We start from the raw sequence: 24114 nt of genomic DNA, 5'->3' as shown, positions 1-24114 counted from the left end.
TGCCGCGGCTTTTCTGCTTTCTGCTTTTCAGTCGATTCCGTGGTGGACGCGCGCGCGATGTGTCAGCGGGCGGGGCGTGTGGGTTCGCGGGACCGCAGGCGCCATGGATGGCGCCTACGAGCCCCCATGGATGGGTTCACGGCGTGTCCCGCGAACCCACACGCCCCGCCCGCCCCCACGAACCCCGCCGCACGTCCACCGCGAGGGGCTCCGCCGTTGGCCACCTACTGCGGCAATGCCCGCGCCATCATCGCGCCCACATCCACCCCGCCCGGCAGCGTCCCGAACACCAGCCCATGCTCGCCCTGCAGCCGGCTGCGCACGAACACCCCGGCCATCGGGCTGCGCGCCCGCAGCAGCAGCGCCGCCTGCAGCAGCAGCACCGTGCGCTCGCAGAACAGCCGCGCCTGCGATTCATCCGGCGCCGGTGCCGACGCCCAGCGCTGCAGCGCGGCCGCATAACCTGTGTCGCGATCGGCCACCGCTTCCAGCTCCGCGCGCAGCGCCCGCATCGCGTCCGGCTCGCGCCCCAGCGCGCGCAGCACGTCCAGGCACTGCACGTTGCCGCTGCCTTCCCAGATCGAATTCAGCGGCGCCTGCCGGTACAGCCGTGGCAGCATCGACTCTTCCACATAGCCGGCACCGCCCAGGCATTCCTGCGCCTCGTTGACGAACGCAGCCGCGCGCTTGCACACCCAGTATTTGCCGAGCGCCGTGCCCAGCCGGGCCAGCGCGGCCTCCTGCGGATCGCTGCCAGCACGATCGACTGCGCGTGCGATACGCATCGCCAGCACCGTGGCCGCCTCCGATTCCAGCGCCAGGTCGGCCAGTACGTTGCCCATCAGCGCGTGCTCCACCAGCGGCTTGCCGAAGGTGCGCCGGTGGCGTGCATGGTGCAGGGCCTGCGCCAACGCCATGCGCATTTCCGCGGCTGCGCCCAGCATGCAGTCCAGCCGGGTCATCATCACCATGCCGATGATGGTGGCCACGCCCCTGCCCTCCTCGCCCACGCGCCAGGCCTGCGCGCCACAGAACTCCACCTCGCTGGACGCATTGGACCAGTCACCCAGCTTGTCCTTCAGGCGCATCAGGTGGAAGGCGTTGCGATCACCATCGGCCAACCGCCGCGGCATCAGCAGGCAGGTCAGCCCACCCGGCGCCTGCGCCAGCACCAGGAAGCCATCGGACATCGGCGCCGAGAAGAACCACTTGTGGCCGACCAGGCGGTAGCGCTCACCGTCGATGGGCTCGGCGCGCGTGCTGTTGGCGCGCACGTCCGAGCCGCCCTGTTTCTCGGTCATGCCCATGCCCAGGGTGATGCCGGCCTTGTCGGCCACCGGGACGTCGCGCGCGTCGTAGACCGGTGAGGCCGCCTTGCGCGCCCATTCGGCCAGGTGCGGCTGCGACTGCAGTACCGCCACCGCGGCGTGGGTCATGGTCAGCGGGCAGCTGGTGCCCGCTTCGGCCTGGTGGTGCAGGTAGCTCAACGCCGCCCGCGCGACGTGCGCGCCGGGCTGCGGCTCGTGCCATGACAGTCCGGCCACGCCATGCTGCTTGGCGGCGTGCATCAGCTGGTGGTACGCCGGGTGGAACTCCACCGTGTCGATGCGATGGCCCTGCGCATCGTGCGTGCGCAGCCGTGGCCGGTCACGGTTGGCATCAAAGCCCAGCTGGTAGAGCTGGTTGCCCGCCAGCGCGCCGTATACACCCAGACGTGGCACGAACGCGGCACCGCCTTCGCGCTGCACCGCCTCGGCCAGGGCCACGTCGTCGGTCCATAGATGGCGGCCCGCAAACGGCGGCGGCTGGTTGAGCACCATATGGGTTTCAAAGGGCGCGCTGCTGCTGAAGCTCGGTCCGTTCATCGGTTCCATCCTGCCGGCGAGAGGGCTGCGCGCCGATTGTGCAGCATCGCCCGGCAACCCCGCGTTCAGGCCGGTTCTCGCCCCGTGCACGAGCATCGCGCGACAGTGCAGGCATGGCAGTCAACGACGATCTGGTGGTGCTTCGCCCCGAAGGGCTTTACTGCGCCGCGGGCGATTTCCACATCGACCCGTGGCGGCCGGTGCCGCGCGCGGTCATCACCCACGGCCATGGCGACCACGCGCGGCCCGGCATGGGCGAGTACCACTGCAGCCCGGGCAGTGCGCCGATCCTGCGCTGGCGGCTGGGCGACGTGCCGCTGCAGGTGCACGCCGAAGGCCAGCCGTTCACGCTGGGCCAGGTGCAGGTCTCGCTGCATCCGGCCGGCCACGTGCTGGGTTCTTCGCAGGTGCGCATCGACGATGGCCGCCAGGTCTGGGTCGCATCGGGTGACTACAAGCGCCAGCCCGACCCCACCTGTGCGCCGTTCGAGGTGGTGCCCTGCGATACGTTCATCACCGAAGCGACCTTCGCCCTGCCGATCTACCGCTGGCCCGATACCACCGAGGTGGCCGCCGAGATCGTGGCGTGGCGCCGCGAATGCGGGCAACGCGGTGAAGCCGCCGTGCTGCTCTGCTATTCGCTGGGCAAGGCGCAGCGGGTGCTGGGCGAACTGCTCGCGCTGGATGACACGCCCGCCTGGCTGCACGGTGCGGTTGCCAATGGCGTGGCGGTGTACCGCGAGGCGGGCATCCCCATGCTGGAAACACTGACGGTGGCCGAGCAGGGCCGCCAGCCGGATGCCGCCGGCAAACTGATCATCGCCCCGCCGTCGGCCGCCGGCACGCCCTGGCTGCGCCGCTTCGGCCGCCACCAGCTCGGTTTCGCCTCGGGCTGGATGCAGCTGCGCGGCAACCGCCGGCGGCGCAACGTCGATCGCGGTTTCGTGGTGTCCGACCACGCCGACTGGCCCGCCCTGCTGCAGACCATCGAACAGACCGGCGCGACCCGCGTGATCGCCACCCATGGCAACACCGATGCGCTGATTCCCTTCCTGCGCGAACGCGGCGTGGCCGCCGAGGCCTTCCGTACCGATTTCGGGAGCGAGGAATGAAGGCCTTCGCCGCGCTCTACCAGCGGCTGGACCGCAGCACGGCCACGCTGGACAAGCGTGCGGCGCTGGTCGACTACTTCGCCCACGCCAACGCGCACGATGCGGCCTGGGCGCTGTACCTGCTCAGTGGCGGCAAGGTCGGTGGCGCACGCAGGAAGATCGCTGCCAGTGGCGAACTGCGCGCGTGGGTGAGCGAGGAATCGGGGCTGCCGCCATGGCTGGTCGAGGACAGCTACGCGCAGGTGGGCGACCTCGCCGAAACGCTGACCCTGCTGCTGGATGATCCCGCGCAGCGCGCCCCCGACCGTCCGCTGGCCGACTGGATCGAACAGCATCTGTTGGCCGTGGCCAACCAGCCCGAGGACGTGCGTCGCGCCGCCGTGGTGGCCGGCTGGCGGCAGCTGCCCGCCCGCGAGCGCCTGGTGTTCAACAAGCTGCTGACCGGCGCGCTGCGCGTGGGCGTATCGCAGCGGCTGGTGCAGCAGGCCCTGGCCGAATGGTCGGGGCTGGACATCGCCCGCATCGCCCAGCGCATGCTCGGTGAGTGGGTGCCCTCGCCCGGCCTGCTGGCGCAGCTGCTGTCGCCGGATGAGTTGCCGCTGGACCGCCAGCAGCCCTATCCGTTCTTCCTGGCGTCACCGCTGGAAGGCGAACCGGGCGAACGCCTGGGCGCGATCGAGGACTGGCTGCTGGAATGGAAGTGGGATGGCATCCGCCTGCAGCTGCTGCGCCGCCAGGGCGAAGTGGCGCTGTGGTCGCGCGGCGAGGAGCGGCTGGATGGGCGCTTCCCCGAGATCGAACAGGCTGCAGCGGCGCTCCCCGATGGCTGCGTGATCGATGGTGAGCTGCTGGCGTGGGATGAGGCCGACGATGCGCCGCGCGCATTCACCGCGCTGCAGACGCGCATCCAGCGCCGCAAGCCCGGTGCGGCAACGCTGCGCAACACGCCGGTGCGCGTGCTCGCCTACGACCTGCTGGAACGCGATGGCCAGGATCTGCGCGAACAGCCGCTACAGCAGCGGCGCGCACAGCTGGCCGAACTGGTTGGCGCGCTCGGCGATGCACGCATCCAGCTGTCGCCCGACGTGCACGCCGACGACTGGACGCACGCCGCGCAGCTGCGCGAAGCATCGCGCGAACGCGGTGTCGAAGGGCTGATGCTCAAGCGCCGGGATTCGATCTACCAGGCCGGGCGCCGCCGCGGCGACTGGTGGAAGTGGAAGGTCGAGCCGCTGACCATCGATGCCGTGCTGCTGTACGCGCAGGCCGGCCACGGGCGGCGCAGCACGCTGTATACCGATTACACCTTCGGCGTCTGGGACGGCGACACCCTGGTACCAGTGGCCAAGGCTTACTCCGGGCTGGACGACAAGGAGATCCTGGCGCTGGACCGCTGGATCCGTGCCAATACCCGCGAGCGCTTCGGGCCGGTGCGCAGCGTGCGCGGTGAGCAGGTATTCGAGCTTGGCTTCGAGGCGGTCAACCGCAGCACGCGGCACAAGTCCGGCATTGCCGTGCGCTTCCCGCGCATCCTGCGCTGGCGCCACGACAAGCCGGCCAGCGAAGCCGACCAGCTGGCGACCCTGCAGGCACTGGCGCGATGAAGCGTGGTGACGCGCTGCAGCGGCTGCAGGCCTGGTTCGAACACCGTGGCTGGAAGCCGCTGCCGTTCCAGCGCGCGATGTGGCGCCATTACCTGGCGGGCAGCTCGGGCCTGCTGCACACCCCCACCGGCAGCGGCAAGACCCTGGCGATGTTCGGTGGCCCGCTGCTGCAGGCCATGATCGATCCGCCGCCTGCGCCGCCGCGGGCAAACGCCGTGCGCCCGCTGCAGGTGCTGTGGGTGACGCCGCTGCGGGCGCTGGCCAGCGACACCGCCCGCGCCCTGCAGGCGCCCATCGAGGGCCTCGGGCTGGGCTGGAAGGTCGGCCTGCGCAGTGGCGATGCCAGCAGCCGCGACCGCCGCCTCGCCCGCGAAGGCCGCATCGACGTGCTGGTCACCACGCCCGAATCGCTGGCCCTGCTGCTCAGTTACCCCGACACCCTGGAACGCATGCGCCAGCTGCGCTGCGTGGTGGTGGACGAGTGGCACGAACTGATGGGCAACAAGCGCGGCGTGCTGCTGCAGTTGAACCTGGCGCTGCTGCGCGAGACCGCGCCGGCACTGCAGCTGTGGGGCCTGTCGGCAACGCTGGGCAACCTGCAGCAGGCACGCGATGTGCTGCTGCCGGGGATGCCCGACGCGGTGCAGGTGGAAGGTGCACGGCAGCGACCGGTGGCGATCAGCAGCCTGCTGCCTTCCAGCGGCGAACGCTTCCCGTGGGCCGGGCACCTCGGCCTGGGCCAGTTGTCGCGCGTGCTCGATGCGCTGATGACCGCGCGCAGCAGCCTGCTGTTCACCAACACGCGCGCACAGGCCGAGCTGTGGCACCAGGCGCTTGCCGCGGTATGGCCGGAAGATGCGCAGACACTGGCCCTGCACCACGGCTCGCTCGATCCCACCCTGCGCCAGCAGGTGGAAGACGGCCTGCGTGCCGGCACCCTGCGCTGCGTGGTGGCCACGTCCAGCCTGGACCTGGGCGTGGATTTCCCCGAAGTGGACCAGGTGCTGCAGCTGGGCAGCCCCAAGGGCGTGGCCCGCCTGCGCCAGCGCGCAGGACGCGCACGGCATCGGCCCGGCGCGAGCGGCAGCGTGCTGTGCGTACCCACCCACGCGCTGGAGCTGGCCGAATACGCAGCCGTGCGCCGGGCACTGCGCGAGGGCATCACCGAACCGCGCACGCCGCCCAGGCTGTCGCTGGATGTGCTGGCCCAACACGCGGTCAGCCGCGCACTGGCGGGCGGCTTCCAGGCCGATGCCCTGCTCGCGCAGGTGCGCCGCACGGATGCCTTCGCCACGCTGCAGGACGCGCAGTGGCAGGCCGTGCTCGAGTTCATCGTGCAGGGCGGGCGCGCCCTCGCGCAGTACCCCGAGTACCGCAAGGTGGTGCTCGACGACGATGGCCGGTACCGCATGCATGATCGCCGCCAGGCACTGCGCCACCGCCTGTCGATCGGCACCATCAGCAGCGATGGCAGCGTGCGCGTGCAGTTCCTGCGTGGCGGCGGGCTCGGCGCGGTGGAAGAGCAGTTCGCCAGCCGCTTGCGCCGCGGCGACCGCTTCCAGTTTGCCGGACGCCTGCTGGAGCTGGTTCAACTGCGCGACATGACCGCGTACGTGCGCCTGGCGCGTGGCAGCGGCAGTGGCGTAGTGCCGCGCTGGCAGGGCGGCCAGCTGCCACTGTCGATGGCGCTGGGCCGCGAGCTGGAGGCAGTGTTGTCCGGTGCCGACAACAGTGCCGAGGCGCGCTGGCTGGCGCCGCTGCTTGGCCTGCAGGATGACCTGTCGGAACGACCGGCGCCGTGGCGGCTGCTGCTGGAAGATGTGCGCCGTCGCGAAGGCCAGTTCCTGTTCGTCTACCCCTTCGCCGGCCGCCACGTGCACGAGGCGCTGGCGGCGTTGCTGTCGCTGCGCTGCACGCGCCGGCAACGCAACAGCATCGGCTATGCCGTCAACGACCATGGCCTGGTGCTGGCACCGGCGGAAACCATCGACCTCGATGCAGCGGCATGGCAGGCGCTGTTCGATCCGGCCGACCTGCTCGACGATCTGCGCGCAGCAGTGAACCTGGGCGAGCTGGCACGACGGCAGTTCCGCGGCATCGCCCGCGTGGCCGGCCTGCTGGTGCCGAGCCTGCCCGGCGGCGTGCCGCGTTCGCTGCGCCAGCTGCAGGCCTCGGCGGGCCTGCTCTACGACGTGCTGCGCGAACATGACCCCGGCCACCTGCTGCTGGCCCAGGCCGAACAGGAAGTCCTCACCGATGCACTCGACCTGCCCGGCCTGCAGCAGGCGTTGCAGCGCATTGCCACGCAGGCAGTGTCACTGCAGCGGCCGCCCACGCTGACACCGCTGGGCTTTCCGCTGTGGGCCGAGCGCCTGCGCGGGCAGTTCAGCAACGAGGACTGGCGCACGCGCGTGCAGCGCGCGGCACAGCAGCTGGAGCGCCGCCATGGCCACTGAACTGCCGGTGCAGCTGGGCGGTGAGCCGATGTGCCTGCTCGGCCCGCGCGCGTTGTGGTGGCCGGCACGGCAGGCGTTGCTGATCGCCGACCTGCACCTGGGCAAGGCCGACGTGTTCCGGCGCGCCGGCATTGCCCTGCCCAGCGGCGGCACCGAAGACGACCTGCAGCGCCTGCAGGCCCTGGTACAGCAGCAGGCGTGCCGCGAACTGTGGATCCTCGGCGACATCCTGCACGGGCCGGCGCACCGCGCGGCATGGCACCGGCAATGGCTGGGCTGGCGCGAGCAGCACGCCACGCTGGAGGTACACGTGGTGCGCGGCAACCATGACCGCCAACTGCCACACGCGGCGCTGCAGGTGCAGATCCACGATGACCTGCGGCTGGGACCGTTCCTGCTCTGTCACGAGCCGCGGCAGGATGCGCAGGCCCACGTGATTGCCGGCCACGTGCATCCACAGGTGGCCCTGCCCGCGCTGCGGCGGCGCTTTCCTGCCTTCTGGCTGCGGCAGGCACAGACGGTGCTGCCGGCGTTCTCGGCATTCACCGCCGGCGTGGTGCCAGCGCGGCAACGCGGCGAACAGTGGATCGCCTGCGTGGAAGACCAACTGGTCCCGCTGCCCGTGCGTTGATGACGGGCGGGTGCAACGGCGCTCCGGTCAGGCCGGTCGCGCGAGCAGTTCCGGCATCACCCGGAAATCGGCGCTGCGCTCGCTGCTGCGGCGTGGCAAGGCCTGGATGGCGAGCAGCATTTCCCGCGCGCAGGTACGGATGCGCGCGTGGTGCGCCGGTGCCGAATGGCTGATCAGGCTGCCCACATGGAACTCGAACACATCTTCCAGGACGTCGGGCTGGTCCTCGTGCAGCATCTGCAGCAGGCCCCTCAGCTTGCAGATTTCCGATTCCAGCTCATCGACCGCGAACAACATGGCATCCTCCTCGAATACTGCGGCGCATCCGGGCCGCAACAGGCCGCGACGGCGGTGCCGCCCGGCCACGCGCGATGTTCGATCACGGAAAGGAAAACGGGCGACGCGCCAATGGCGTGCTCCCCTCTTCTCGCATATCCGGGGTGAGGTGTTCGTTAAATGCCGTGACGGCGCGGTTCACGCACGCAGCGGAATCGCGCCCACCGGCGGGCTCGCCGGCGCCTGTGAAAGCGCCTCGATGAAGGCCGGATCCAGCGCCATCGCACCAAACCAGCCGTGCTGGGTGCCGCTGAGCACGCGCAGCATGTGGCCGCGTCCACCGGGCATGCGACCCATCGGCCCGAGCAGCACGTCGCGCGCCCTGGCCCATGCATCGCGCTCGGACTGGAACAACGGCGTCAGCCAGCGGCTCCAGCGCTGGTAGACCGCCACGTGCGCGCGGCGCTGCGCCTGGTAGGCCTGCAGCGCGGACGCGCCGCTACCGTGCGTGCGCAGCGCATCGCGCAGGGCCAGCGCATCCAGCAGCGCCATGTTCACGCCCTGCCCCAGCTGCGGGCTCATGGCATGCGCGGCATCGCCGGCCAGCACCAGCCGGTCCTGGTGCCAGCGCTTCATCACCGCATCGCGGTAGACCGCCCGCGCCAGCTGGCCCGGCTCCTGCAGGTGGGCGAAGCGCGCACTGGCCTGCGGCCACAGCGCATGCAGTTCCTCCAGCCAAGGGGCCATGCCATCGGCCTGCCAGCGCTCGAAGTCAGCTCGCGGCAGGCTCCAGAAGAAACTCAGGCGCGGCGTGCCGTCACCCGGGCGGGTGCCAACCGGCAGCAGGCCGATCATCTTGCGCGCGGCCACGTAGCGCTGGCGAAGCTCGTTCGCATGCGGCCAATCTTCCGCGGGCAGCAGGCACCACAGCGCGCCCCACGGGTAGACCCGGTCCAGGCCGATGCCTTCCTCGACGCCGCCGCGCAGCGTGGACGCAGCACCATCGGCGGCCACCACCAGATCGAACGGCCCGTGCTGGCGCCCCTCGCTGTCACGCAGCCGCCCCTGCACGGCATCCACCGAAACAATGGTGGTGCCGACATGCAGCTGGCCTTCGCCGGCGCGGGCCTGGTCCAGCAGCGAGAACAGCGCCCCGCGCTGCATGCCCAGGCCATGCAGGCGCGCATCCAGCCCGGCATAGCCCATGTCCATCACCGCGCGCTCGCACGGCGTATCGCCATACAGCCGGTGCACCGGTGCCGCATGCGCGCGCACCTCGTCCAGCAGGCCCATCTGCCACAGCACCTGCAGGCCGCTGGGTTGCAGCAGGAAGCCGGCCCCCACCGGGCCGGGCGTCGGCACCCGTTCGAAGATCTCCACCTCGTGGCCATCGCGGGTGAGCAGGATGGCCAATGCCTGGCCGGCGGTGCCGTAGCCGATCACGGCGATGCGCAGTCGTTCCGTCATGCCCGCATTGTGCCCGCCAGCCGATGCCGTGCGCAAAAAAAAACCCCGCCGTAGCGGGGTTTTCAACGCACTGTCGAGTGGATCACTCGGCCGGCGTGATGTTCGAAGCCTGGGCACCCTTCGGGCCCTGGGTCACGTCATAGGTGACACGCTGGCCTTCCTGCAGGCTGCGGAAGCCCTTGGAGTTGATGGCGGAGAAGTGCGCGAACACGTCGGCGCTGCCATCCTCCGGCGAGATGAAGCCAAATCCCTTGGCGTCGTTGAACCACTTGACGGTACCGTTCGGCATGTTAATGCGAGACCTTTGCAATGAATGGGTGGTGTACGCTGAACCCGCGTACCGGCTGAGTATGCAAAGCTTGCCCGAGGATGACAATCACCCCCGCGCCAATTCGCCGACCAGTTCCGGAAGTCCGTTGCTGGCGGCCTGCACGTTGGCCAGCACTTCGGCCATGGTGATCTCCTCGCCGTCGCCACAGCCTGCGGCCCAGTTCGCCACGATCGCCAGGCAGGCGTAATCCAGCCCCAGCTCCCGTGCCAGCGCGGCTTCCGGCATGCCGGTCATGCCCACCAGGTCGCAGCCGTCGCGGCGCATGCGGGCGATTTCGGCGATGGTTTCCAGCCGCGGGCCCTGGGTGGCGCCATAGCAGCCGCCGTCGTGCACCTTCACGCCGGTCACCTTCGCCGCCGCCAGGATCTTGCTGCGCAGCATCGGCGTGTAGGGGTGGCCGAAGTCCACATGCACCACGTCGGTGCCCTCTTCCTCGCAGATGGTGCTGATCCGGCCCCAGGTGTAGTCGATGATCTGGTCCGGGCAGGCCAGCACGCGCGGGCCGAAATCGTCACCGATGCCGCCGACCGTGTTCAGCGCCAGCACCCGCTGCGCACCGATCTGCTGCAGCGCGGCCAGGTTGGCGCGGTAGTTGATCTTGTGCGGCGGCAGCGAATGGCCCTCGCCATGGCGCGCCAGGAAGGCCACGCGGTTGCCCAGCAGCGTGCCCACGCGCACCGGGCCGGACGGACGGCCGAAACGGGTTTCGACCTCGTGCGTCTGCACGTCGTCGAGCTTGGCCAGGTTGTACACACCGGTGCCGCCAATCACGGCCAGGGCGATCTGTTGCATGCAATGCACTCCAGGAAAAGACAAACGCCGGCACCCGAAGATGCCGGCGCGGGACAGGACAGGACAAGGACAGGCCGCGAACGGCCAGCCCTTATTCCTTCATCGCGTAGATGGCCGGCACGCAGCGCAGGGTTTCGTTGACGTCCATGCCGAAGCCGAAGACATAACGGTCCGGCAGTTCGATGCCCGCGTAGTCAGCGGTGACGTCCGGCAGGCCACGGTCGTGCTTCTTCACCGTCATCGCGGCGATGCGCACGTCGGTGGCGCCCTGTTCCAGGCACCAGGTGCGCACGCCCTGCAGGGTGTAGCCCTCGTCGAGGATGTCATCGACCAGCAGCACGCGGCGGCCGAACAGCGCGGTGGCCGGCTTGTGCTTCCAGACCAGGTCGCCGCCGGTGGTTTCACCGCGGTAGCGGGTGGCATGCAGGTAATCAAACTGCACGTCCTGGCCGCGCGCGCCCAGTTCCAGCGCCAGCTGGCCGGCGAACGGCAGCGCACCGTGCATGATGGACAGGAACAGCGGGACCTCGCCCTCGTAGTCGCGTGCGATCGCGTCGGCGATGCTGGCGATGGCCTTGTCGATGGTGGGACGGTCGACCAGCAGGTCGGCCTGGGCCAGGGCCTGGGAAATGGTGAGGTTCGGCATCAGACGGTTCTTCCAAGGGTGTGGAGCAAACGGGATTGGGTGTCGCCATGGCGGGCATCGGCCAGCAGGCCATCCCAGCCAAGCGCGCCGCGGCCCAGCAGGCCCAGCAGCGCGGCGGTATTGAGTGAACGCCCCTGCACGGCCTGCAGGGCTTCGTCGACCAGCTCGGGGTGGCAGACCAGCACCACATCGCAGCCAGCATCCAGGTGCGCGTGCACGCGCGCCGGCACGCCACCGGCGCTGTGCGAAGCGGCCATGCCGATGTCGTCGGAGAACACCACGCCACGGAAGCCGAGCTCGCCGCGCAGGATGTCCTGGATCCAGCGCGGCGAATAGCCGGCCGGTTCTGCTGCGACCTGCGGGTAGATCACGTGCGCCATCATCACCGCGTCGGCACCGGCGGCAATGCCGGCACTGAACGGGACCAGGTCCTGCGCGCGCAGCTCATCCAGCCCGCGCGGGTCGATGGCGGTATCGACGTGGGTGTCTTCCAGCACGGTGCCGTGGCCGGGGAAATGCTTGAGGGTGGCGCCCATGCCGGCCGCGTGCATGCCACGCACGTAGGCCGCGGTGAACGCGGCCACCACCTGCGGGTCTTCGCTGAAGGCGCGGTTGCCGATGGCACGGTTGCCACGGCCGAGGTCGACCACCGGGGCGAAACTGAGGTCCAGGCCGCTGGCGCGCACTTCGCTGGCCATCAGCCAGCCGTGCTGTTCGGCCAGGGCCAGCGCCTGCTGCGGATCGCTGGCGTACTGCGCGCCGATGTCCTGCAGCGGCGGCAGGTCGCTGTAACCCTCGCGGAAGCGCTGTACGCGGCCGCCTTCCTGGTCCACGCAGATCAGCTGCGGGCGCGGGGCGGCCGCGCGGATGGCCGCGCTCAGATCGGTCACCTGCTGGCGCGAGGCGAAGTTGCGCTTGAACAGCACCACCCCGGCCACCGCATCGTGCTGCAGCCACTCGCGTTCCTGGGCGGTCAGTTCAGTGCCGGCAACGCCGATCAGCAGCATGGTCGATCTCCACTACGGGCGCCCGCATGGCGCAGTGCCGCATTGTCGCAGAACCAGCCGACAGGCGCAGTGTTCAGACGGAAACGCAGCATGGGGTCAGAGCCCCTTTGGGGATCTGACCCCGGGGTCGTGACCCCGGGGTCGGATCCCCGCAGGGGCTCCGACCCCAGTCCGCTCAGACGGCGCAGCCGTCCGGGCCGCAGGCTTCGTCACCGGCCGCGGCAGCGGGCGCACCCTGCTCGGCGGCGATCTGGCGCAGCGCGTTGGCGAACGCTTCGGGCGGCTGCGCACCGGAAATGGCCCAGCGGCCGTCGATGACGAAGGTCGGCACCGAGGAAATGCCCAGTGCGTGCGCCTGGGCCAGCTTGGCCTCGACCTCGGCCAGGCCACGGTCGGAGGCCAGCATCTCGGCGATTTCGGCGCCGTCGAGGCCGCCGGCTACGCCGGCCTTCACCAGCACGGCGGTGTCGGCCAGGTTCTGGCCATGTTCGAAGTGTGCGCGGAACAGGGCCTCGCCCACCGCGTCCTGCACGCCCTGTTCGCCGGCCAGCCACAGCACCCGGTGCGCCGGCAGCGTGGTCACCCGCACCTGGCCCTGGCTGAAGTCCATTGGCAGGCCTTCGGCGCGCGCGGTGGTCTGGGTCTGGCCCAGGATCTGCTCGGTGCGCTCGGCACCGCCGAACTTGGCGGCGTAGGCCTGGCGCAGCGGCACCGGGGTGTCCCCGGCATCCGGATCCAGCTGGAACGGCTGCCACTGGATGTCGAGTTCAGGCGCATCGGCGCCCAGCAACTGCACACCCTGCTCGAATCGATGCTTGCCGATCCAGCACCAGGGGCAGACCACGTCGGAGTAGATATCGATCTTCATGCAGGTGACATGGGGACCGCTGCGGACGAAAAAAGGGGGTTCACCACTGTGAATAGGGGTGACTGGCCAAGGCGACGTTGTAGTAGCGGGTGTCGTCGGTCACTTCGGCACCGGCCCAGTCCGGCAGGTCGATGGCCTGGTCGGCGCTGTCCAGCTCGACTTCGGCCACCACCAGCCCGGCGTTGTCGCCGAGGAACTCGTCCACTTCCCAGGTCAGGCCGGCGTGCTCGACCAGGTGCCGGCGCTTGTCGACCAGCCCGCCCACGCACAGCGCCAGCAGCGCCCGCGCATCCTCCACCGGAATCGGATAATCGAACTCCTGGCGGGTGTGGCCGACCGTGCGCGACTTCAGGTTCAGCGCGGCGTGGTCGCCTTCGATGCGCACCCGCACCGAGGCGTTCTGGGTGCCGCGGTCAAGCGAGCCCATGTCGTTGATGTAACCCTGCGCCATCGGGATCACCCGGTGCGCGGCGGCACGCCAACCGTCGTGGGTGACGAGGAATTTGCGTTCGATTTCAATGCCCATGCGGCCATTATGCGCGATGCCTGTGACCAGGCCGGTACCGGCCGCGGTGCGGCCACCTACAATGGCACTCCCTCCTGCATGGATGCCGGTCGATGCGCCGTCTGTTGCTGCTGCTGTTGTGCTGCCCACCCGCGCTGGTTCTGGCCGCCTCCGCGCCCGACCTGCAACAGGTGCAGGCCGCATTGGCTTCGGAGATGGAAGCCGGACTGCAGGGCCGGAGCACGGGCAGCCAGATCGCCGCCGCGATGTTCGCACCGCGCTTGAACGCGCTGCCCTGGTGCGTCCCGGCCGGGGACGGCGCAGTCGACTGCAGCGTGGGCTACGAGCGTGGCATGGACCAGCGCCATCGGATGATGCGGCTGTCGCCGCAGGGCGATGGCTGGCGGCTGCAGTCAACGCGCCTGCAGGCACCGCAGCCGCCGCTGGCAGAACTGGCCCCGCAGCTGCAGGCCCGCATCGAGGAAGCGATCGCGACCGGGGCCGATGCCTCGGAACGCGAAGCGCTGCGCGCCGATTTCGATGGCATGCGCCTGGCCGGCGTGGACGGCTGCGACCTGGCCCAGGCCAGCGGCCAGCTGCAGTGCGACCTGCTGCTGGCCTTCGACAGTGGCCATGATGGGCAGATGACGCTGGGCCTGCAGCGGATCGGCGACCAGTGGCGCCTGGACCCGCTGCCGGCCGGGTGACTCAGCGCTTCTCGAACACCGCAATGCTTTCCACGTGCGCGGTGTGCGGGAACATGTCCATGGCACCAGCGCTGACCAGGGTGAAGCCCTGTTCGTTGACCAGGTAGCCGGCATCGCGGGCCAGCGAACCCGGGTGGCAGCTGACGTAGACGATGCGCTTGAACTGCTTCAACGGCAGCTGCTGCAGCACTTCAATCGCACCCGAACGCGGCGGGTCCAGCAGCAGCTTGTCGAAGCCCTGGCGCATCCACGCGGTGCTGCGCTGATCCTGGGTCAGGTCGGCGCTGAAGAACTGGGCGTTGGCCAGGCCGTTGCGCTCCGCGTTTTCACGGGCACGCGCGACCAGGCCGGCATCGCCTTCCACGCCCACCACTTCGCGCACGCGGCGGGCCAGCGGCAGGGTGAAGTTGCCCAGGCCGCAGAACAGGTCCAGTACGCGCTCGTCCTCGCCCGGCTCCAGCAGGTCCAGGGCGTGGGCGATCATCTTCTCGTTGAGCTTGGCGTTGACCTGGATGAAGTCCAGCGGGCGGAACGCCAGCTCGACATTCCACGGCGCCAGCCGGAACGACAGCGGCACGCCCTGCCCGTCCAGCGGCTGCACGGTGTCCACGCCGCCGGACTGCAGGTAGATCACGAAACCATGCTGCTGGCCGAAGGCGGCCCAGGCCTCACGGTCGGCCTCGCTGAGCGGCTGCAGGTGACGCACGGTCAGGACCACGGCCTGGTCGCCAGCGATGAACTCGATCTGCGGGATGTCGCGTTTGCCGTCCAGCGACTCGATGAAGGTCGACAGCGCCTCGACCTTGGTGCCGATTTCCGGGATCACGGTCAGGCACTGGCTGAGATCGGCCACGAAGCGCGGATCCTGCTCGCGGAAGCCGACCAGGGTCTTGTCCTTCTTTTCCACGCGGCGCACCGAGAACCGGCCCTTGCGGCGGTAGCCCCAGCTTTCGCCGACCAGCGGCGGCAGCACGGCGCCCGGCTTCACGTGGCCGATGCGCTCGAGGTTGTCCATCAGCACGCGCTGCTTTGCGACGATCTGCTGGTCTTCGTCCAGATGCTGCAGCACGCAGCCGGCGCAGGTGCCGAAGTGCGGGCACTTGGGGGTTACCCGCTGCGGCGAGGGCTGCAGCACCTCGACGGTGCGCGCCTCGTCGAAATGACGGCTGCGGGCGGTCTGTTCAGCCATCACCACTTCGCCCGGCAGGGCGCCACTGACGAAGGTGACCTTGCCGCCCTCGCCTTCACGGCGGGCGACGCCACGACCATCATGGCTGAGGTCGAGGATCTCGGTCTGGAACGGAGTACGGTCGATGCGGGAGCGGGATCGGGCCACGTGGCAACAGGCTGCGGGCAAAAATGGGTGCGTATTGTCGCAGATCCGGGACGCGGGGGCCCGATGGCCGCTTGCGCCCGCCGCTCCCGTGATTGATGATGGACGCAGCTGACATGGAGGCAGCCCTGATGCAGATGACCCCGCGGGCCAGTCGGCCACGCTTCCTGCTTGTCGAGGATGACATCATCAGCCGCGGTTTTTTCAAGGCGGCGTTGGAAACGTTACCAGCGGATGTGGACACCGCTGACTCACTTGCAAGTGCATTGGCGCGCGCCGAACCCGGTGCCCATGACCTGTGGCTGATCGACGTCAACCTGCCCGACGGCAATGGTGCGCAGCTGCTGCATGAACTGCGCCGCTCGCATCCGGACACGCCTGCCCTGGCCCACACCGCCGACGGCGATGTGAGCATCCACGCGCGCCTGCGCGAGGCCGGCTTCAGCGACACCCTGGTCAAGCCGCTGGGCCGCGACCAGCTGCTGAAGGCGGTGCGTCGCGCACTGGTCAACAGCCCCGCGGGCGCGACCCCGCCGCCGGCAGCGATCGAGCTGGTGGTCGAGGACTGGGACGAGACGGCCGCCCTGGCGGCGCTGAATGGCCAGCGCAATCACCTGATCGCCCTGCGCGAGCTGTTCCTGGCGGAACTGCCGGGGGTGCGCGATGCGGTGGAACAGGCGGTGGACCAGCACGACGCGTCAAGCCTGCGCAACCAGTTGCATCGCCTGCAGGCCAGCTGTGGGTTTGTGGGTGCGGCGCGGTTGGCGCGGGCGGTGCGGCAGCTGCATCACGCGCCGGAGTCGGGGCCGGCGCAGGCCGGGTTCCGGGCAGCGGTGGCAGCTCTCCTGCACTGAGGGTGTCCGGCAGGGCTGCGCCCTGCACCTGCTCAATGCAACGGCAACGGCCAAGGCCAGAGCGACAGCGGGCATTCCGTGGGATGGCGGGGCACTGTGGGTTTGCGGGGACGCCGTGAACCCATCCATGGGGGCTTGGTCGCCGCATCCATGCGGCTCACACCCCGCAAACCCACAGTGCCCCGCCTTCGACAGTTGGCCGGTGGCCAGTAGATCCACGCCATGCGTGGATGACTCTCAATCGGAATCGAATATTTCGAATTGAAATCGAAACGCATCCACGCATGGCGTGGATCTACCTTGCCGACCAACAGCAGCGGGAATCGACACCCACCAGAGCAGAACGCCGTTCCGACAGACCGCGGGAAACTGTCGAAGGCGGGGTGGGTCCGGTTGAGGGGGTGTGAGCGGCATGGATGCCGCGACCAAGCCCCCATGGATGGGTTTACGGCGTCCCCCTCAACCGGACCCACCCCGCCTACCCACAGGAAGCCAGCTTTTGAAGTTGCCGTTGATTGAAGCAGGTGCAGGGCTGCAAGCCCTGCCGAACACCCCTCCCCCTTACCTCCGGGGAGTGAGCTGCTCCAGGAGTTCCCAGGATTTGAGGCCCTTGGCCCCCAGGTGATGGGACAGCACCCGCCGCATCGGCAGCCGCAGGCTGGCCAGGTCTGCCGCATCCGGCTCGTCGTCCGCCGCCAGCGCCAGCAGCGCCGAGCCCGTCGCCGCCGCCTGGCGTTCACCGCCACGCTCGCTCAGCAACCGTTGCGGCCCCTCCTGCGGGTCAAGTTCGTAACGTGCCGCCGGGTCCACCGGCTGGCCGTCACTGGCCGTGTCCAGTTCGAACCCCAGCCCCAGCGCCGCCAGCAGCTCACGCTCGAAACGGCGCAGCGTCCACGCCAGCCCCGCCCCCACCGCCAGGCGCGCACGCGCCTCGCCATAGGCCAGGTACAGCTCTGGCAGCGGGTCCTGGCGGGGAGCCAGGCGCAGGGTCAGTTCACTCAGGTAGAAACCGGCCAGCATTGCCTGGCCAACCAGGCGCGGGGCCGCATCCAGCGCCTCGGCGCCGCGCAGCTGGGCCAGTTCACCACGCTGCAGGGCGCTGAAACGTATCCACTGCAGCGGTTGCAGGGCCGCACGCAGCACCTGGCCCTTGGCCGTGGACACTCCGCGCGCCAGCACGCCGATGCGGCCGTGCTGCGCGCTCAGTACCTCCACCAGCAGGCTGGTCTCACGGTAGGCCCGTGCATGCAGCACGAACCCGGTGTCGTCCTCGATCAGCATCGAAGCGACCGCCGCGGCTTATTCGTAGCCGAAGGCCTTCAGTGCGGCCTCGTCATCGGACCAGCCTTCACGCACGCGCACCCAGGTTTCCAGGAACACCTTGGCCCCGAACAGACGTTCCATCTGCAGGCGGGATTTGGCGCCGATCTCCTTCAGGCGAGCGCCGCCCTTGCCGATCACGATGGCCTTCTGGCCTTCGCGCTCGACCCAGATGACCGCGCCGATGCGCAGCAGGTTGCCGTCTTCGGTGAAGCGCTCGATCTCCACCGTGGTGGCGTACGGCAGCTCTTCGCCAAGCTGGCGCATCAGCTGTTCACGCACCAGCTCGCCGGCCAGGAAGCGCTGGCTGCGGTCGGTGATCTCGTCTTCGCCGAACATCGGCGGCGCTTCCGGCAGCAGGGCCAGCACGTCGCGGACCAGGGCTTCCAGGCCGTTGCGCTTCTGCGCGGAAATCGGGTGCACGGCCGAGAAATCGCGGCCTTCGGTCACCTGCTGCAGGAACGGCAGCAGCGCGCCCTTGTCCTTCATGCGGTCGATCTTGTTGACCACCAGCACCACCGGGATGCCGGCATCGCGCAGCACGTTGAAGGCCAGGCTGTCTTCCTCGTCCCAGCGACCGGCTTCGATCACCAGCAGGCCGGCGTCGACGCCTTCCAGCGAGCCGCGCGCTGCACGGTTCATCACCCGGTTCATCGCCCGCTTCTGCACCTTGTGCAGGCCGGGGGTGTCGACCAGCACCAGCTGGCCTTCCGGGTAGGTGGCGATGCCCAGCAGGCGATGGCGCGTGGTCTGCGGGCGGTTGGAGACGATGCTGACCTTGGCGCCGACCAGGGCATTGGTCAGGGTCGACTTGCCCACGTTCGGGCGGCCGATGACGGCCACGCTGCCGCAATGATGGGGAGTTTGTTCGCTCACTTGGAATCCAGTTGTTCTAGGACGGCAGCAGCCGCTTGTTGTTCGGCAAGCCGGCGCGAGGGGCCTTCGCCCTCGGTGCTGGCGGCAGGGTCCGCGACGTTGCAGCGTACCCGGAAGTGCTTGGCGTGGTCGTCACCGGATTCTGACACCAGTTCGTACTGCGGCAACGCCTTCTGTCGGGCCTGCAGCCATTCCTGCAGGCGGGTCTTGGGGTCTTTCTCGGGCCGGCCGGTGGCCGGCAGGGCCTCCATCGAGGCGGCAAACCAGGGCAGCACGACGGCCCGGCAGGCCTCGAAGCCGACATCCAGGTAGATCGCGGCCACGACCGCCTCCAGGGCGTCGGCCAGGATCGAATCGCGGCGGTGGCCGCCGGACTTCAGTTCACCCGGGCCCAGGGTCAGGCGTTCGCCCAGCTCGAGGGTGCGGGCGATCACCGCCAGGGCGCCTTCACGCACCAGCTCGGCGCGGGCGCGGGTCATGGCCCCCTCGTCGGCCTTGGGCCAGCGCTGGTACAGCGCCTCGGCGACCATCATGTTGACGATGCTGTCGCCGAGGAATTCCAGGCGCTCGTTATGCGGCGCACCGGCACTGCGATGGGTCAGCGCCTGCTTGAGCAGGGCTGGATCGCTGAAAACGTGACCGATCAGGTCACCACGTTGGATGAATTTACTGGGCACCGCTACGAACGAGGTCCTGGGATGATTCGAATTTGCCAACCACATCGAGGTTGCCCACCAGCGGCTGGCGCACTTCGTAGTTGACGTTGAGGGTCCAGCCGTTGTCACGACGGTTGAACTTGACGTTGTTCGGCTTCACGTTTTCCGAGTAGTTGATGTACAGGCGCCTGAAGAACAGATCCTGGATCTGCGCCGGGGCCATGGAGCCCACTTCCGGTTCCTTGGCCAGGCTCTTCATCGCCGAGCGCACGGCGTAGTACTCCTGGTACATCGGGAACAGCTTCATGCCGATGTAGAGGAAGAAACCCACCACGATCAGGACCACCAGGAAGGAGGTCAGGGTCATGCCGCGCTGCGTGTTCATCGTCTTCATTGCGTTCTCCCCAGATACGCGTGGATGTGAAGTCAGTTGATGCCCGAGCCGATGCGCGACGGCTGGAAGCCATCCTTGCAGAACCAGCCCTGGCAGTTCAGCCAGATCAGGAACGCGCGGCCGCGCAGGTTTTCTTCCGGCAGCAGGCCCCAGAAACGGCCGTCATCGCTGTTGTCGCGATTGTCGCCCATCACCAGGTACTTGCCCGCCGGCACGGTCCACTGTCCCTGGCCGCGAGGATAATCGGTCTCCAGCACGGTGTGGGTGCGGCCCGGCAGGTGCTCGACCAGCAGGTTGGCGCCCTCGCCCTGGCCCTTGTCGCCGGCGTAGATGCCCTTGTTGTCGTACTTCAGCGGCTCGCCATTGAGGATGACGCCGTCGCCTTCGAAGACCACGGTGTCACCCGGCACGCCGATGACGCGCTTGATGAAGTTCTCGCCCTTGGCCGGATCGTTGTCGCCGTGGCCGGGGAAGTGGAACACCACCACGTCACCCCGCGACGGCTCGCCCAGCGGGACGAACCTGGTGTTGGAGATCGGCAGGCGCAGGCCGTAGGAGAACTTGTTGACCAGGATGAAATCGCCGATCAGCAGGTTCGGCATCATCGAGCTGGACGGGATCTTGTACGGCTCGGCGATGAAGCTGCGCACGATCAGCACGACCACCAGCACCGGGAAGAACGCCCGCGAGTAGTCCACCAGCACCGGCTCGGTATCGAGCAGGCCCGCGCGCTGCGCCCGGCGCTTGGCCAGGTACAGCTTGTCGGCCAGCAGGATCAGGCCCGAGGCCAGGGTCAGTACGACCAGGAGGATCTCAAACAATTTCATTCAGGGTCCTTTGCAACGTCACCGGACGAACGGCCCCGAAGGGCCGCTGCGGGCTTACTTGTTGTCCATCTGCAGCACGGCCAGGAAGGCTTCCTGCGGGATTTCCACGCGGCCGACCTGCTTCATGCGCTTCTTGCCTTCCTTCTGCTTTTCCAGAAGCTTCTTCTTGCGCGAAACGTCGCCACCATAGCACTTGGCCAGCACGTTCTTGCGCATGGCCTTGACCGTGGTGCGGGCGATGATCTGCGAGCCGACGGCGGCCTGGATGGCCACGTCGAACTGCTGGCGCGGGATCAGGTCCTTCATCTTGTCGCACAGCTCGCGGCCGCGGCGGTCGGCATGGCTGCGGTGCACGATCAGCGACAGTGCATCGACCTTGTCACCATTGATCAGCACGTCCACGCGCACGAACGGGCCGGCATCGAAACGCACGAAGTGGTAATCGAGCGAGGCGTAGCCACGGCTGACCGACTTCAGCTTGTCGAAGAAGTCCAGCACCACTTCAGCCATCGGCAGCTCGTAGCTGATCTGCACCTGGCTGCCCAGGTAGTTGATGCCGAGCTGGCTGCCGCGCTTTTCTTCGCACAGCTTGATGATGTTGCCGATGTACTCCTCGGGAGTGAGCACGTTGGCGCGGATGATCGGCTCGCGGATCTCTTCGACATGGTTGACCGGCGGCAGCTTGGCCGGGTTGTCCATGTTGACGATGGTGCCGTCGGTCTTAAGGACTTCATAGATCACCGTCGGTGCGGTGCTGATCAGGTCCAGGTTGTATTCGCGCTCCAGGCGCTCCTGCACGATTTCCATGTGCAGCATGCCGAGGAAGCCGCAGCGGAAGCCGAAGCCCATCGCTTCGGAGCTTTCCGGCTCGAAGCGCAGCGCGGCGTCGTTCAGGCGCAGCTTGTCCAGTGCCTCGCGCAGGTCCGGGTAGTCCTCGGCGTCGACCGGGAACAGGCCGGCGAACACGCGCGGCTGCATCTCCTGGAAGCCCGGCAGCGGCTTGGCAGCCGGATCGGCGGCCAGGGTCAGCGTATCGCCGACCGGCGCACCGTGGACGTCCTTGATGCTGGCGGTGACCCAGCCCACTTCACCGGCACGCAGCGCCGGCAGCACCTTGCGCTTGGGCGTGAACACGCCGACGTTGTCGACCTGGTGGGTGCGGCCGGTGGACATCACCTGCAGCTTGTCGCCGGGCTTGATCTGGCCCTGCATGACACGCACCAGCGACACCACGCCGAGGTAGTTGTCGAACCAGGAGTCGATGATCAGCGCCTGCAGCTTGTCGGTATCGCGCGGCACCGGGGCCGGGATGCGATGGACGATGGCTTCCAGCACGTCCTGCACGTTCAGGCCGGTCTTGGCGCTGACCGGCACGGCGTCGGCGGCGTCGATGCCGATGACGGCCTCGATCTCGGCCTTGGCGCGCTCGATGTCGGCGGTGGGCAGGTCGATCTTGTTGATCACCGGCACCACTTCCAGGCCCTGCTCGACGGCGGTGTAGCAGTTGGCCACCGACTGCGCTTCCACGCCCTGGGCGGCATCGACCACCAGCAGCGCGCCTTCGCAGGCGGCCAGCGAGCGGCTGACTTCATAGGAGAAGTCGACGTGGCCGGGGGTGTCGATGAAGTTCAGGTGGTAGGTCTGGCCGTCCTTCGCTACATACGGCAGCGAGACCGACTGGGCCTTGATGGTGATGCCACGCTCGCGCTCGATCGGGTTCGAATCGAGCACCTGCGCTTCCATCTCGCGGGCCTGCAGGCCGCCGCAAAGCTGGATGATGCGGTCGGCAAGCGTGGACTTGCCGTGGTCGACGTGGGCAATGATGGAGAAGTTGCGGATGTTCCGCATCGAATCAGAAGACATAGGTGGCGGCGGCGCGCGGCGTCGTCAGGGTAACGGTCGATTATCGCATGCCCGGGCCCCTGCCGCGAAAGCAGCCTGATCGGACCGGGCCCGGAATGGCCAAAGCCCCGCCGGGGCGGGGCTTCGGGGGAGTACCAGGGCCGCCCGGGGGCGGCCGTGAAGGCCTTACTGGCCGGCCTTGACCGCCACGAAGGCGCTGTTGCCGCTGCTGGCACGGACCAGCAGCAGGACCACGTCGCCCTTCTTGTAGCCGGACAGCGCGCGGTTGAGCGCATCGACACTGCCGACCGGGGTGTTGCCGACGCGCAGGACGACCATGCCCGGGGCCAGGCCGGCGTCACGGGCGCCTTCGCCCTTGACCCCGGTGATGCGCACGCCCTCGCCCGAATCCAGGCCCAGCTGCTTGCGCTGCACCGCGTTGAGCTCGGTCACGTCCAGGCCCAGCAGGGCATTGGCACCGGACTGCGGCGCGGCATCGGCATTGGCGGCGGACGGGCCGCGGGCGCTGTCCTGGCCGTCATCGGTCAGGGCGGTCAGGGTGGCGCTGAGCTCACGCGGCTTGCCATCGCGGTACACGACCAGGGTGACCTTGCTGCCCGGGGCCATCGCGCCGATCAGCGGCGGCAGGTCGGACCAGGTGTTGACCGTGCTGCCGTTGACCGAGCGGATGACATCGCCCAGCTGCACGCCCGCCTTGGCCGCGGCACTGCCGGGCACGATCTGGTTGACCAGCGCGCCACGGCTGTCCGGCAGGCCCAGGCCCTGCGCCTTCAGCGAATCGATCGGTTCGACCACCGCGCCCAGCTGGCCACGGGTGACCTTGCCACTCTTCTTGATCTGCTCGACCGCGCTCATCGCCAGGTCGATCGGGATCGCGAAGCTGATGCCCATGTAGCCGCCGGAGGCGGAGAAGATCTGCGAATTGATGCCAACGACTTCCCCGCGGGTGTTCAGCAGCGGGCCACCGGAGTTGCCCTGGTTGATCGCCACGTCGGTCTGGATGAAGGGCACATAGCGCTGGTCCGGCCCGCCGGTGCTGCGGCCGACGGCGCTGACCACGCCGGCGGTGACCGAATGGTCGAGGCCGAACGGCGAGCCGATCGCGACAACCCACTGGCCCGGCTTGAGGGTGTTCGAATCGCCCACGCGCACGGTCGGCAGGTTCTTGCCGTCGATCTTGAGCAGGGCAACGTCGTACTGCTGGTCGCTGCCGACCACCTTGGCAGTGAACTCGCGGCTGTCGCCCAGCTTCACCTTCACTTCGCTGGCGTCTGCCACCACGTGGTAGTTGGTCAGCACGTAGCCGTCGGGCGAGATGATGAAGCCCGAGCCCATGCCACGCCCCTTGATGCTGGGACCGCCATCCTGGCCACCCGGCCCCTGCCCCGGCATCGGGAAATCAGGGCCGAAGAAGCGGCGGAAGAACTCAGGCATGTCGTCGTCGCCCATCGGGCCGCGCGAGGCCTGGCGGTTGTTGCGGACGATGGTGACATCGACGTTGACCACGCCGGGGCCGACCTGTTCGACCAGGTTGGTGAAATCAGGCAGGCCGCTGACCAGCGGCTGCGCCGGGGCACGCGGTGCGGCGGCGGCGGCCGGGGCCGCCGGCGGTGCGGTCGGCGCGGCGGGCTGGGCACAGGCCACCAGCGGCAGGGTCAGGGCGAGCAGGCCCATGGCCTGCGTGCGGAGTCGGTGAGTCATCGGACGGCAACCTCCGGATCGGA

At 68.8% G+C, this 24114-nt stretch carries 23 protein-coding genes; 6 read left to right on the top strand and 17 right to left on the bottom strand.

Features of this window, described 5'->3' with window-relative positions; translation table 11 throughout:
* Positions 1-224 precede the first annotated feature (224 nt).
* Positions 225-1865, bottom strand: a complete 1641-nt coding sequence (locus tag C1926_RS01680) for an acyl-CoA dehydrogenase family protein (RefSeq protein ID WP_108758065.1) — start codon at positions 1863-1865, stop codon at positions 225-227.
* A 113-nt stretch (positions 1866-1978) separates the two neighbouring features.
* Between C1926_RS01680 and C1926_RS01675 the strand changes: the two genes are divergently transcribed.
* The 4 genes from C1926_RS01675 to pdeM are packed head-to-tail and all read left to right on the top strand — an operon-like array spanning position 1979 to position 7668.
* On the top strand, positions 1979-2977 hold the full coding sequence (locus C1926_RS01675) for a ligase-associated DNA damage response exonuclease (RefSeq protein WP_079222733.1): 999 nt from the start codon (positions 1979-1981) through the stop codon (positions 2975-2977).
* The gene (locus C1926_RS01670; RefSeq protein ID WP_108758064.1) at positions 2974-4581 is read left to right on the top strand and encodes an ATP-dependent DNA ligase; all 1608 of its coding nucleotides are present in this window, start codon (positions 2974-2976) and stop codon (positions 4579-4581) included. The genes C1926_RS01675 and C1926_RS01670 overlap by 4 nt, the downstream gene beginning before the upstream one ends.
* On the top strand, positions 4578-7037 hold the full coding sequence (locus C1926_RS01665) for a ligase-associated DNA damage response DEXH box helicase (RefSeq protein WP_108758063.1): 2460 nt from the start codon (positions 4578-4580) through the stop codon (positions 7035-7037). Before C1926_RS01670 ends, C1926_RS01665 begins: the two co-directional genes overlap by 4 nt.
* On the top strand, positions 7027-7668 hold the full coding sequence (pdeM, locus tag C1926_RS01660; RefSeq protein ID WP_108758062.1) for a ligase-associated DNA damage response endonuclease PdeM: 642 nt from the start codon (positions 7027-7029) through the stop codon (positions 7666-7668). Before C1926_RS01665 ends, pdeM begins: the two co-directional genes overlap by 11 nt.
* 27 nt (positions 7669-7695) lie before the next feature.
* On the opposite strand, the gene C1926_RS01655 is transcribed toward pdeM, so the two are convergent.
* The 8 genes from C1926_RS01655 to C1926_RS01620 form a co-directional block, all read right to left on the bottom strand.
* Positions 7696-7965: a hypothetical protein gene (locus C1926_RS01655; protein ID WP_108758061.1), complete on the bottom strand. Its 270-nt coding sequence runs from the start codon at positions 7963-7965 to the stop codon at positions 7696-7698.
* A 177-nt stretch (positions 7966-8142) separates the two neighbouring features.
* Positions 8143-9411 carry an NAD(P)/FAD-dependent oxidoreductase gene (locus C1926_RS01650; RefSeq protein WP_108758060.1) on the bottom strand — a complete coding sequence of 423 codons (1269 nt, stop codon included), beginning with the start codon at positions 9409-9411 and terminating at the stop codon, positions 8143-8145.
* An 82-nt stretch (positions 9412-9493) separates the two neighbouring features.
* Complete coding sequence (locus C1926_RS01645; protein WP_005410590.1) at positions 9494-9700, bottom strand: cold-shock protein; 207 nt, start codon at positions 9698-9700, stop codon at positions 9494-9496.
* Positions 9701-9787: 87 nt separating this feature from the next.
* Positions 9788-10534: an S-methyl-5'-thioinosine phosphorylase gene (locus tag C1926_RS01640; protein ID WP_079222739.1), complete on the bottom strand. Its 747-nt coding sequence runs from the start codon at positions 10532-10534 to the stop codon at positions 9788-9790.
* Between the two features lie 91 nt (positions 10535-10625).
* The gene (locus tag C1926_RS01635) at positions 10626-11180 is read right to left on the bottom strand and encodes a hypoxanthine-guanine phosphoribosyltransferase (protein WP_079222740.1); all 555 of its coding nucleotides are present in this window, start codon (positions 11178-11180) and stop codon (positions 10626-10628) included.
* Positions 11180-12187: a beta-N-acetylhexosaminidase gene (gene nagZ, locus C1926_RS01630; RefSeq protein WP_079222741.1), complete on the bottom strand. Its 1008-nt coding sequence runs from the start codon at positions 12185-12187 to the stop codon at positions 11180-11182. The genes C1926_RS01635 and nagZ overlap by 1 nt, the downstream gene beginning before the upstream one ends.
* A gap of 175 nt (positions 12188-12362) precedes the next feature.
* Positions 12363-13055: a DsbA family oxidoreductase gene (locus C1926_RS01625; RefSeq protein WP_108758059.1), complete on the bottom strand. Its 693-nt coding sequence runs from the start codon at positions 13053-13055 to the stop codon at positions 12363-12365.
* Positions 13056-13095: 40 nt separating this feature from the next.
* Positions 13096-13581, bottom strand: coding sequence for a CYTH domain-containing protein (locus tag C1926_RS01620; RefSeq protein WP_108758058.1), 486 nt, complete (start codon positions 13579-13581; stop codon positions 13096-13098).
* Between the two features lie 92 nt (positions 13582-13673).
* On the opposite strand from C1926_RS01620, the gene C1926_RS01615 reads away from it, so the two are divergent.
* A complete protein-coding gene (locus tag C1926_RS01615) occupies positions 13674-14267 on the top strand; it encodes a hypothetical protein (RefSeq protein ID WP_108758057.1) in 594 nt (197 codons plus the stop codon).
* Position 14268: 1 nt separating this feature from the next.
* Here C1926_RS01615 and rlmD read toward each other — a convergent pair whose 3' ends face one another.
* Positions 14269-15603 (bottom strand): 23S rRNA (uracil(1939)-C(5))-methyltransferase RlmD, encoded by a 1335-nt coding sequence (gene rlmD / locus C1926_RS01610; RefSeq protein WP_108758056.1) that lies wholly within the window; start codon positions 15601-15603, stop codon positions 14269-14271.
* Between the two features lie 128 nt (positions 15604-15731).
* On the opposite strand from rlmD, the gene C1926_RS01605 reads away from it, so the two are divergent.
* Positions 15732-16454: a response regulator gene (locus C1926_RS01605; RefSeq protein WP_079225332.1), complete on the top strand. Its 723-nt coding sequence runs from the start codon at positions 15732-15734 to the stop codon at positions 16452-16454.
* A 561-nt stretch (positions 16455-17015) separates the two neighbouring features.
* Here the strand turns inward: C1926_RS01605 and recO are convergent.
* The 7 genes from recO to C1926_RS01560 form a co-directional block, all read right to left on the bottom strand.
* Positions 17016-17735, bottom strand: a complete 720-nt coding sequence (gene recO / locus C1926_RS01590; RefSeq protein WP_079222746.1) for a DNA repair protein RecO — start codon at positions 17733-17735, stop codon at positions 17016-17018.
* A gap of 18 nt (positions 17736-17753) precedes the next feature.
* Positions 17754-18650: a GTPase Era gene (era, locus tag C1926_RS01585; protein ID WP_079222747.1), complete on the bottom strand. Its 897-nt coding sequence runs from the start codon at positions 18648-18650 to the stop codon at positions 17754-17756.
* On the bottom strand, positions 18647-19327 hold the full coding sequence (gene rnc / locus C1926_RS01580) for a ribonuclease III (protein WP_079222748.1): 681 nt from the start codon (positions 19325-19327) through the stop codon (positions 18647-18649). Before rnc ends, era begins: the two co-directional genes overlap by 4 nt.
* Positions 19317-19700 (bottom strand): DUF4845 domain-containing protein, encoded by a 384-nt coding sequence (locus C1926_RS01575; protein WP_108758055.1) that lies wholly within the window; start codon positions 19698-19700, stop codon positions 19317-19319. Before C1926_RS01575 ends, rnc begins: the two co-directional genes overlap by 11 nt.
* Positions 19701-19732: 32 nt before the next feature.
* Complete coding sequence (gene lepB, locus C1926_RS01570; RefSeq protein ID WP_108758054.1) at positions 19733-20527, bottom strand: signal peptidase I; 795 nt, start codon at positions 20525-20527, stop codon at positions 19733-19735.
* 54 nt (positions 20528-20581) lie between these two features.
* Positions 20582-22375 (bottom strand): translation elongation factor 4, encoded by a 1794-nt coding sequence (gene lepA / locus C1926_RS01565; protein WP_174214114.1) that lies wholly within the window; start codon positions 22373-22375, stop codon positions 20582-20584.
* Between the two features lie 180 nt (positions 22376-22555).
* Entirely contained in the window at positions 22556-24091 is a 1536-nt protein-coding gene (locus C1926_RS01560) for a DegQ family serine endoprotease (protein WP_108758052.1), read from the bottom strand.
* Between the last annotated feature and the right edge of the window lie 23 nt (positions 24092-24114).

This window comes from Stenotrophomonas sp. ZAC14A_NAIMI4_1, assembly GCF_003086915.1.
In the GTDB taxonomy this organism is placed as follows: domain Bacteria; phylum Pseudomonadota; class Gammaproteobacteria; order Xanthomonadales; family Xanthomonadaceae; genus Stenotrophomonas.
Note: the sequence above shows the minus strand (reverse complement) of the source record. Positions and strands in the feature narration are given on the sequence as shown.

Excerpts from the sequence above, each read along its gene's own strand:
- C1926_RS01615 (WP_108758057.1), top strand. The coding sequence starts at position 13,674 with ATGCGCCGTCTGTTGCTGCTGCTGTTGTGCTGCCCACCCGCGCTGGTT.
- C1926_RS01620 (WP_108758058.1), bottom strand. The coding sequence starts at position 13,581 with ATGGGCATTGAAATCGAACGCAAATTCCTCGTCACCCACGACGGTTGG.
- C1926_RS01670 (WP_108758064.1), top strand. The coding sequence starts at position 2,974 with ATGAAGGCCTTCGCCGCGCTCTACCAGCGGCTGGACCGCAGCACGGCC.
- C1926_RS01560 (WP_108758052.1), bottom strand. The coding sequence starts at position 24,091 with ATGACTCACCGACTCCGCACGCAGGCCATGGGCCTGCTCGCCCTGACC.
- C1926_RS01640 (WP_079222739.1), bottom strand. The coding sequence starts at position 10,534 with ATGCAACAGATCGCCCTGGCCGTGATTGGCGGCACCGGTGTGTACAAC.
- pdeM (WP_108758062.1), top strand. The coding sequence starts at position 7,027 with ATGGCCACTGAACTGCCGGTGCAGCTGGGCGGTGAGCCGATGTGCCTG.
- nagZ (WP_079222741.1), bottom strand. The coding sequence starts at position 12,187 with ATGCTGCTGATCGGCGTTGCCGGCACTGAACTGACCGCCCAGGAACGC.
- lepA (WP_174214114.1), bottom strand. The coding sequence starts at position 22,375 with ATGCGGAACATCCGCAACTTCTCCATCATTGCCCACGTCGACCACGGC.
- C1926_RS01625 (WP_108758059.1), bottom strand. The coding sequence starts at position 13,055 with ATGAAGATCGATATCTACTCCGACGTGGTCTGCCCCTGGTGCTGGATC.
- C1926_RS01575 (WP_108758055.1), bottom strand. The coding sequence starts at position 19,700 with ATGAAGACGATGAACACGCAGCGCGGCATGACCCTGACCTCCTTCCTG.
- recO (WP_079222746.1), bottom strand. The coding sequence starts at position 17,735 with ATGCTGATCGAGGACGACACCGGGTTCGTGCTGCATGCACGGGCCTAC.
- C1926_RS01680 (WP_108758065.1), bottom strand. The coding sequence starts at position 1,865 with ATGAACGGACCGAGCTTCAGCAGCAGCGCGCCCTTTGAAACCCATATG.
- C1926_RS01645 (WP_005410590.1), bottom strand. The coding sequence starts at position 9,700 with ATGCCGAACGGTACCGTCAAGTGGTTCAACGACGCCAAGGGATTTGGC.
- C1926_RS01635 (WP_079222740.1), bottom strand. The coding sequence starts at position 11,180 with ATGCCGAACCTCACCATTTCCCAGGCCCTGGCCCAGGCCGACCTGCTG.
- C1926_RS01655 (WP_108758061.1), bottom strand. The coding sequence starts at position 7,965 with ATGTTGTTCGCGGTCGATGAGCTGGAATCGGAAATCTGCAAGCTGAGG.
- C1926_RS01665 (WP_108758063.1), top strand. The coding sequence starts at position 4,578 with ATGAAGCGTGGTGACGCGCTGCAGCGGCTGCAGGCCTGGTTCGAACAC.
- C1926_RS01605 (WP_079225332.1), top strand. The coding sequence starts at position 15,732 with ATGCAGATGACCCCGCGGGCCAGTCGGCCACGCTTCCTGCTTGTCGAG.
- lepB (WP_108758054.1), bottom strand. The coding sequence starts at position 20,527 with ATGAAATTGTTTGAGATCCTCCTGGTCGTACTGACCCTGGCCTCGGGC.
- C1926_RS01650 (WP_108758060.1), bottom strand. The coding sequence starts at position 9,411 with ATGACGGAACGACTGCGCATCGCCGTGATCGGCTACGGCACCGCCGGC.
- C1926_RS01675 (WP_079222733.1), top strand. The coding sequence starts at position 1,979 with ATGGCAGTCAACGACGATCTGGTGGTGCTTCGCCCCGAAGGGCTTTAC.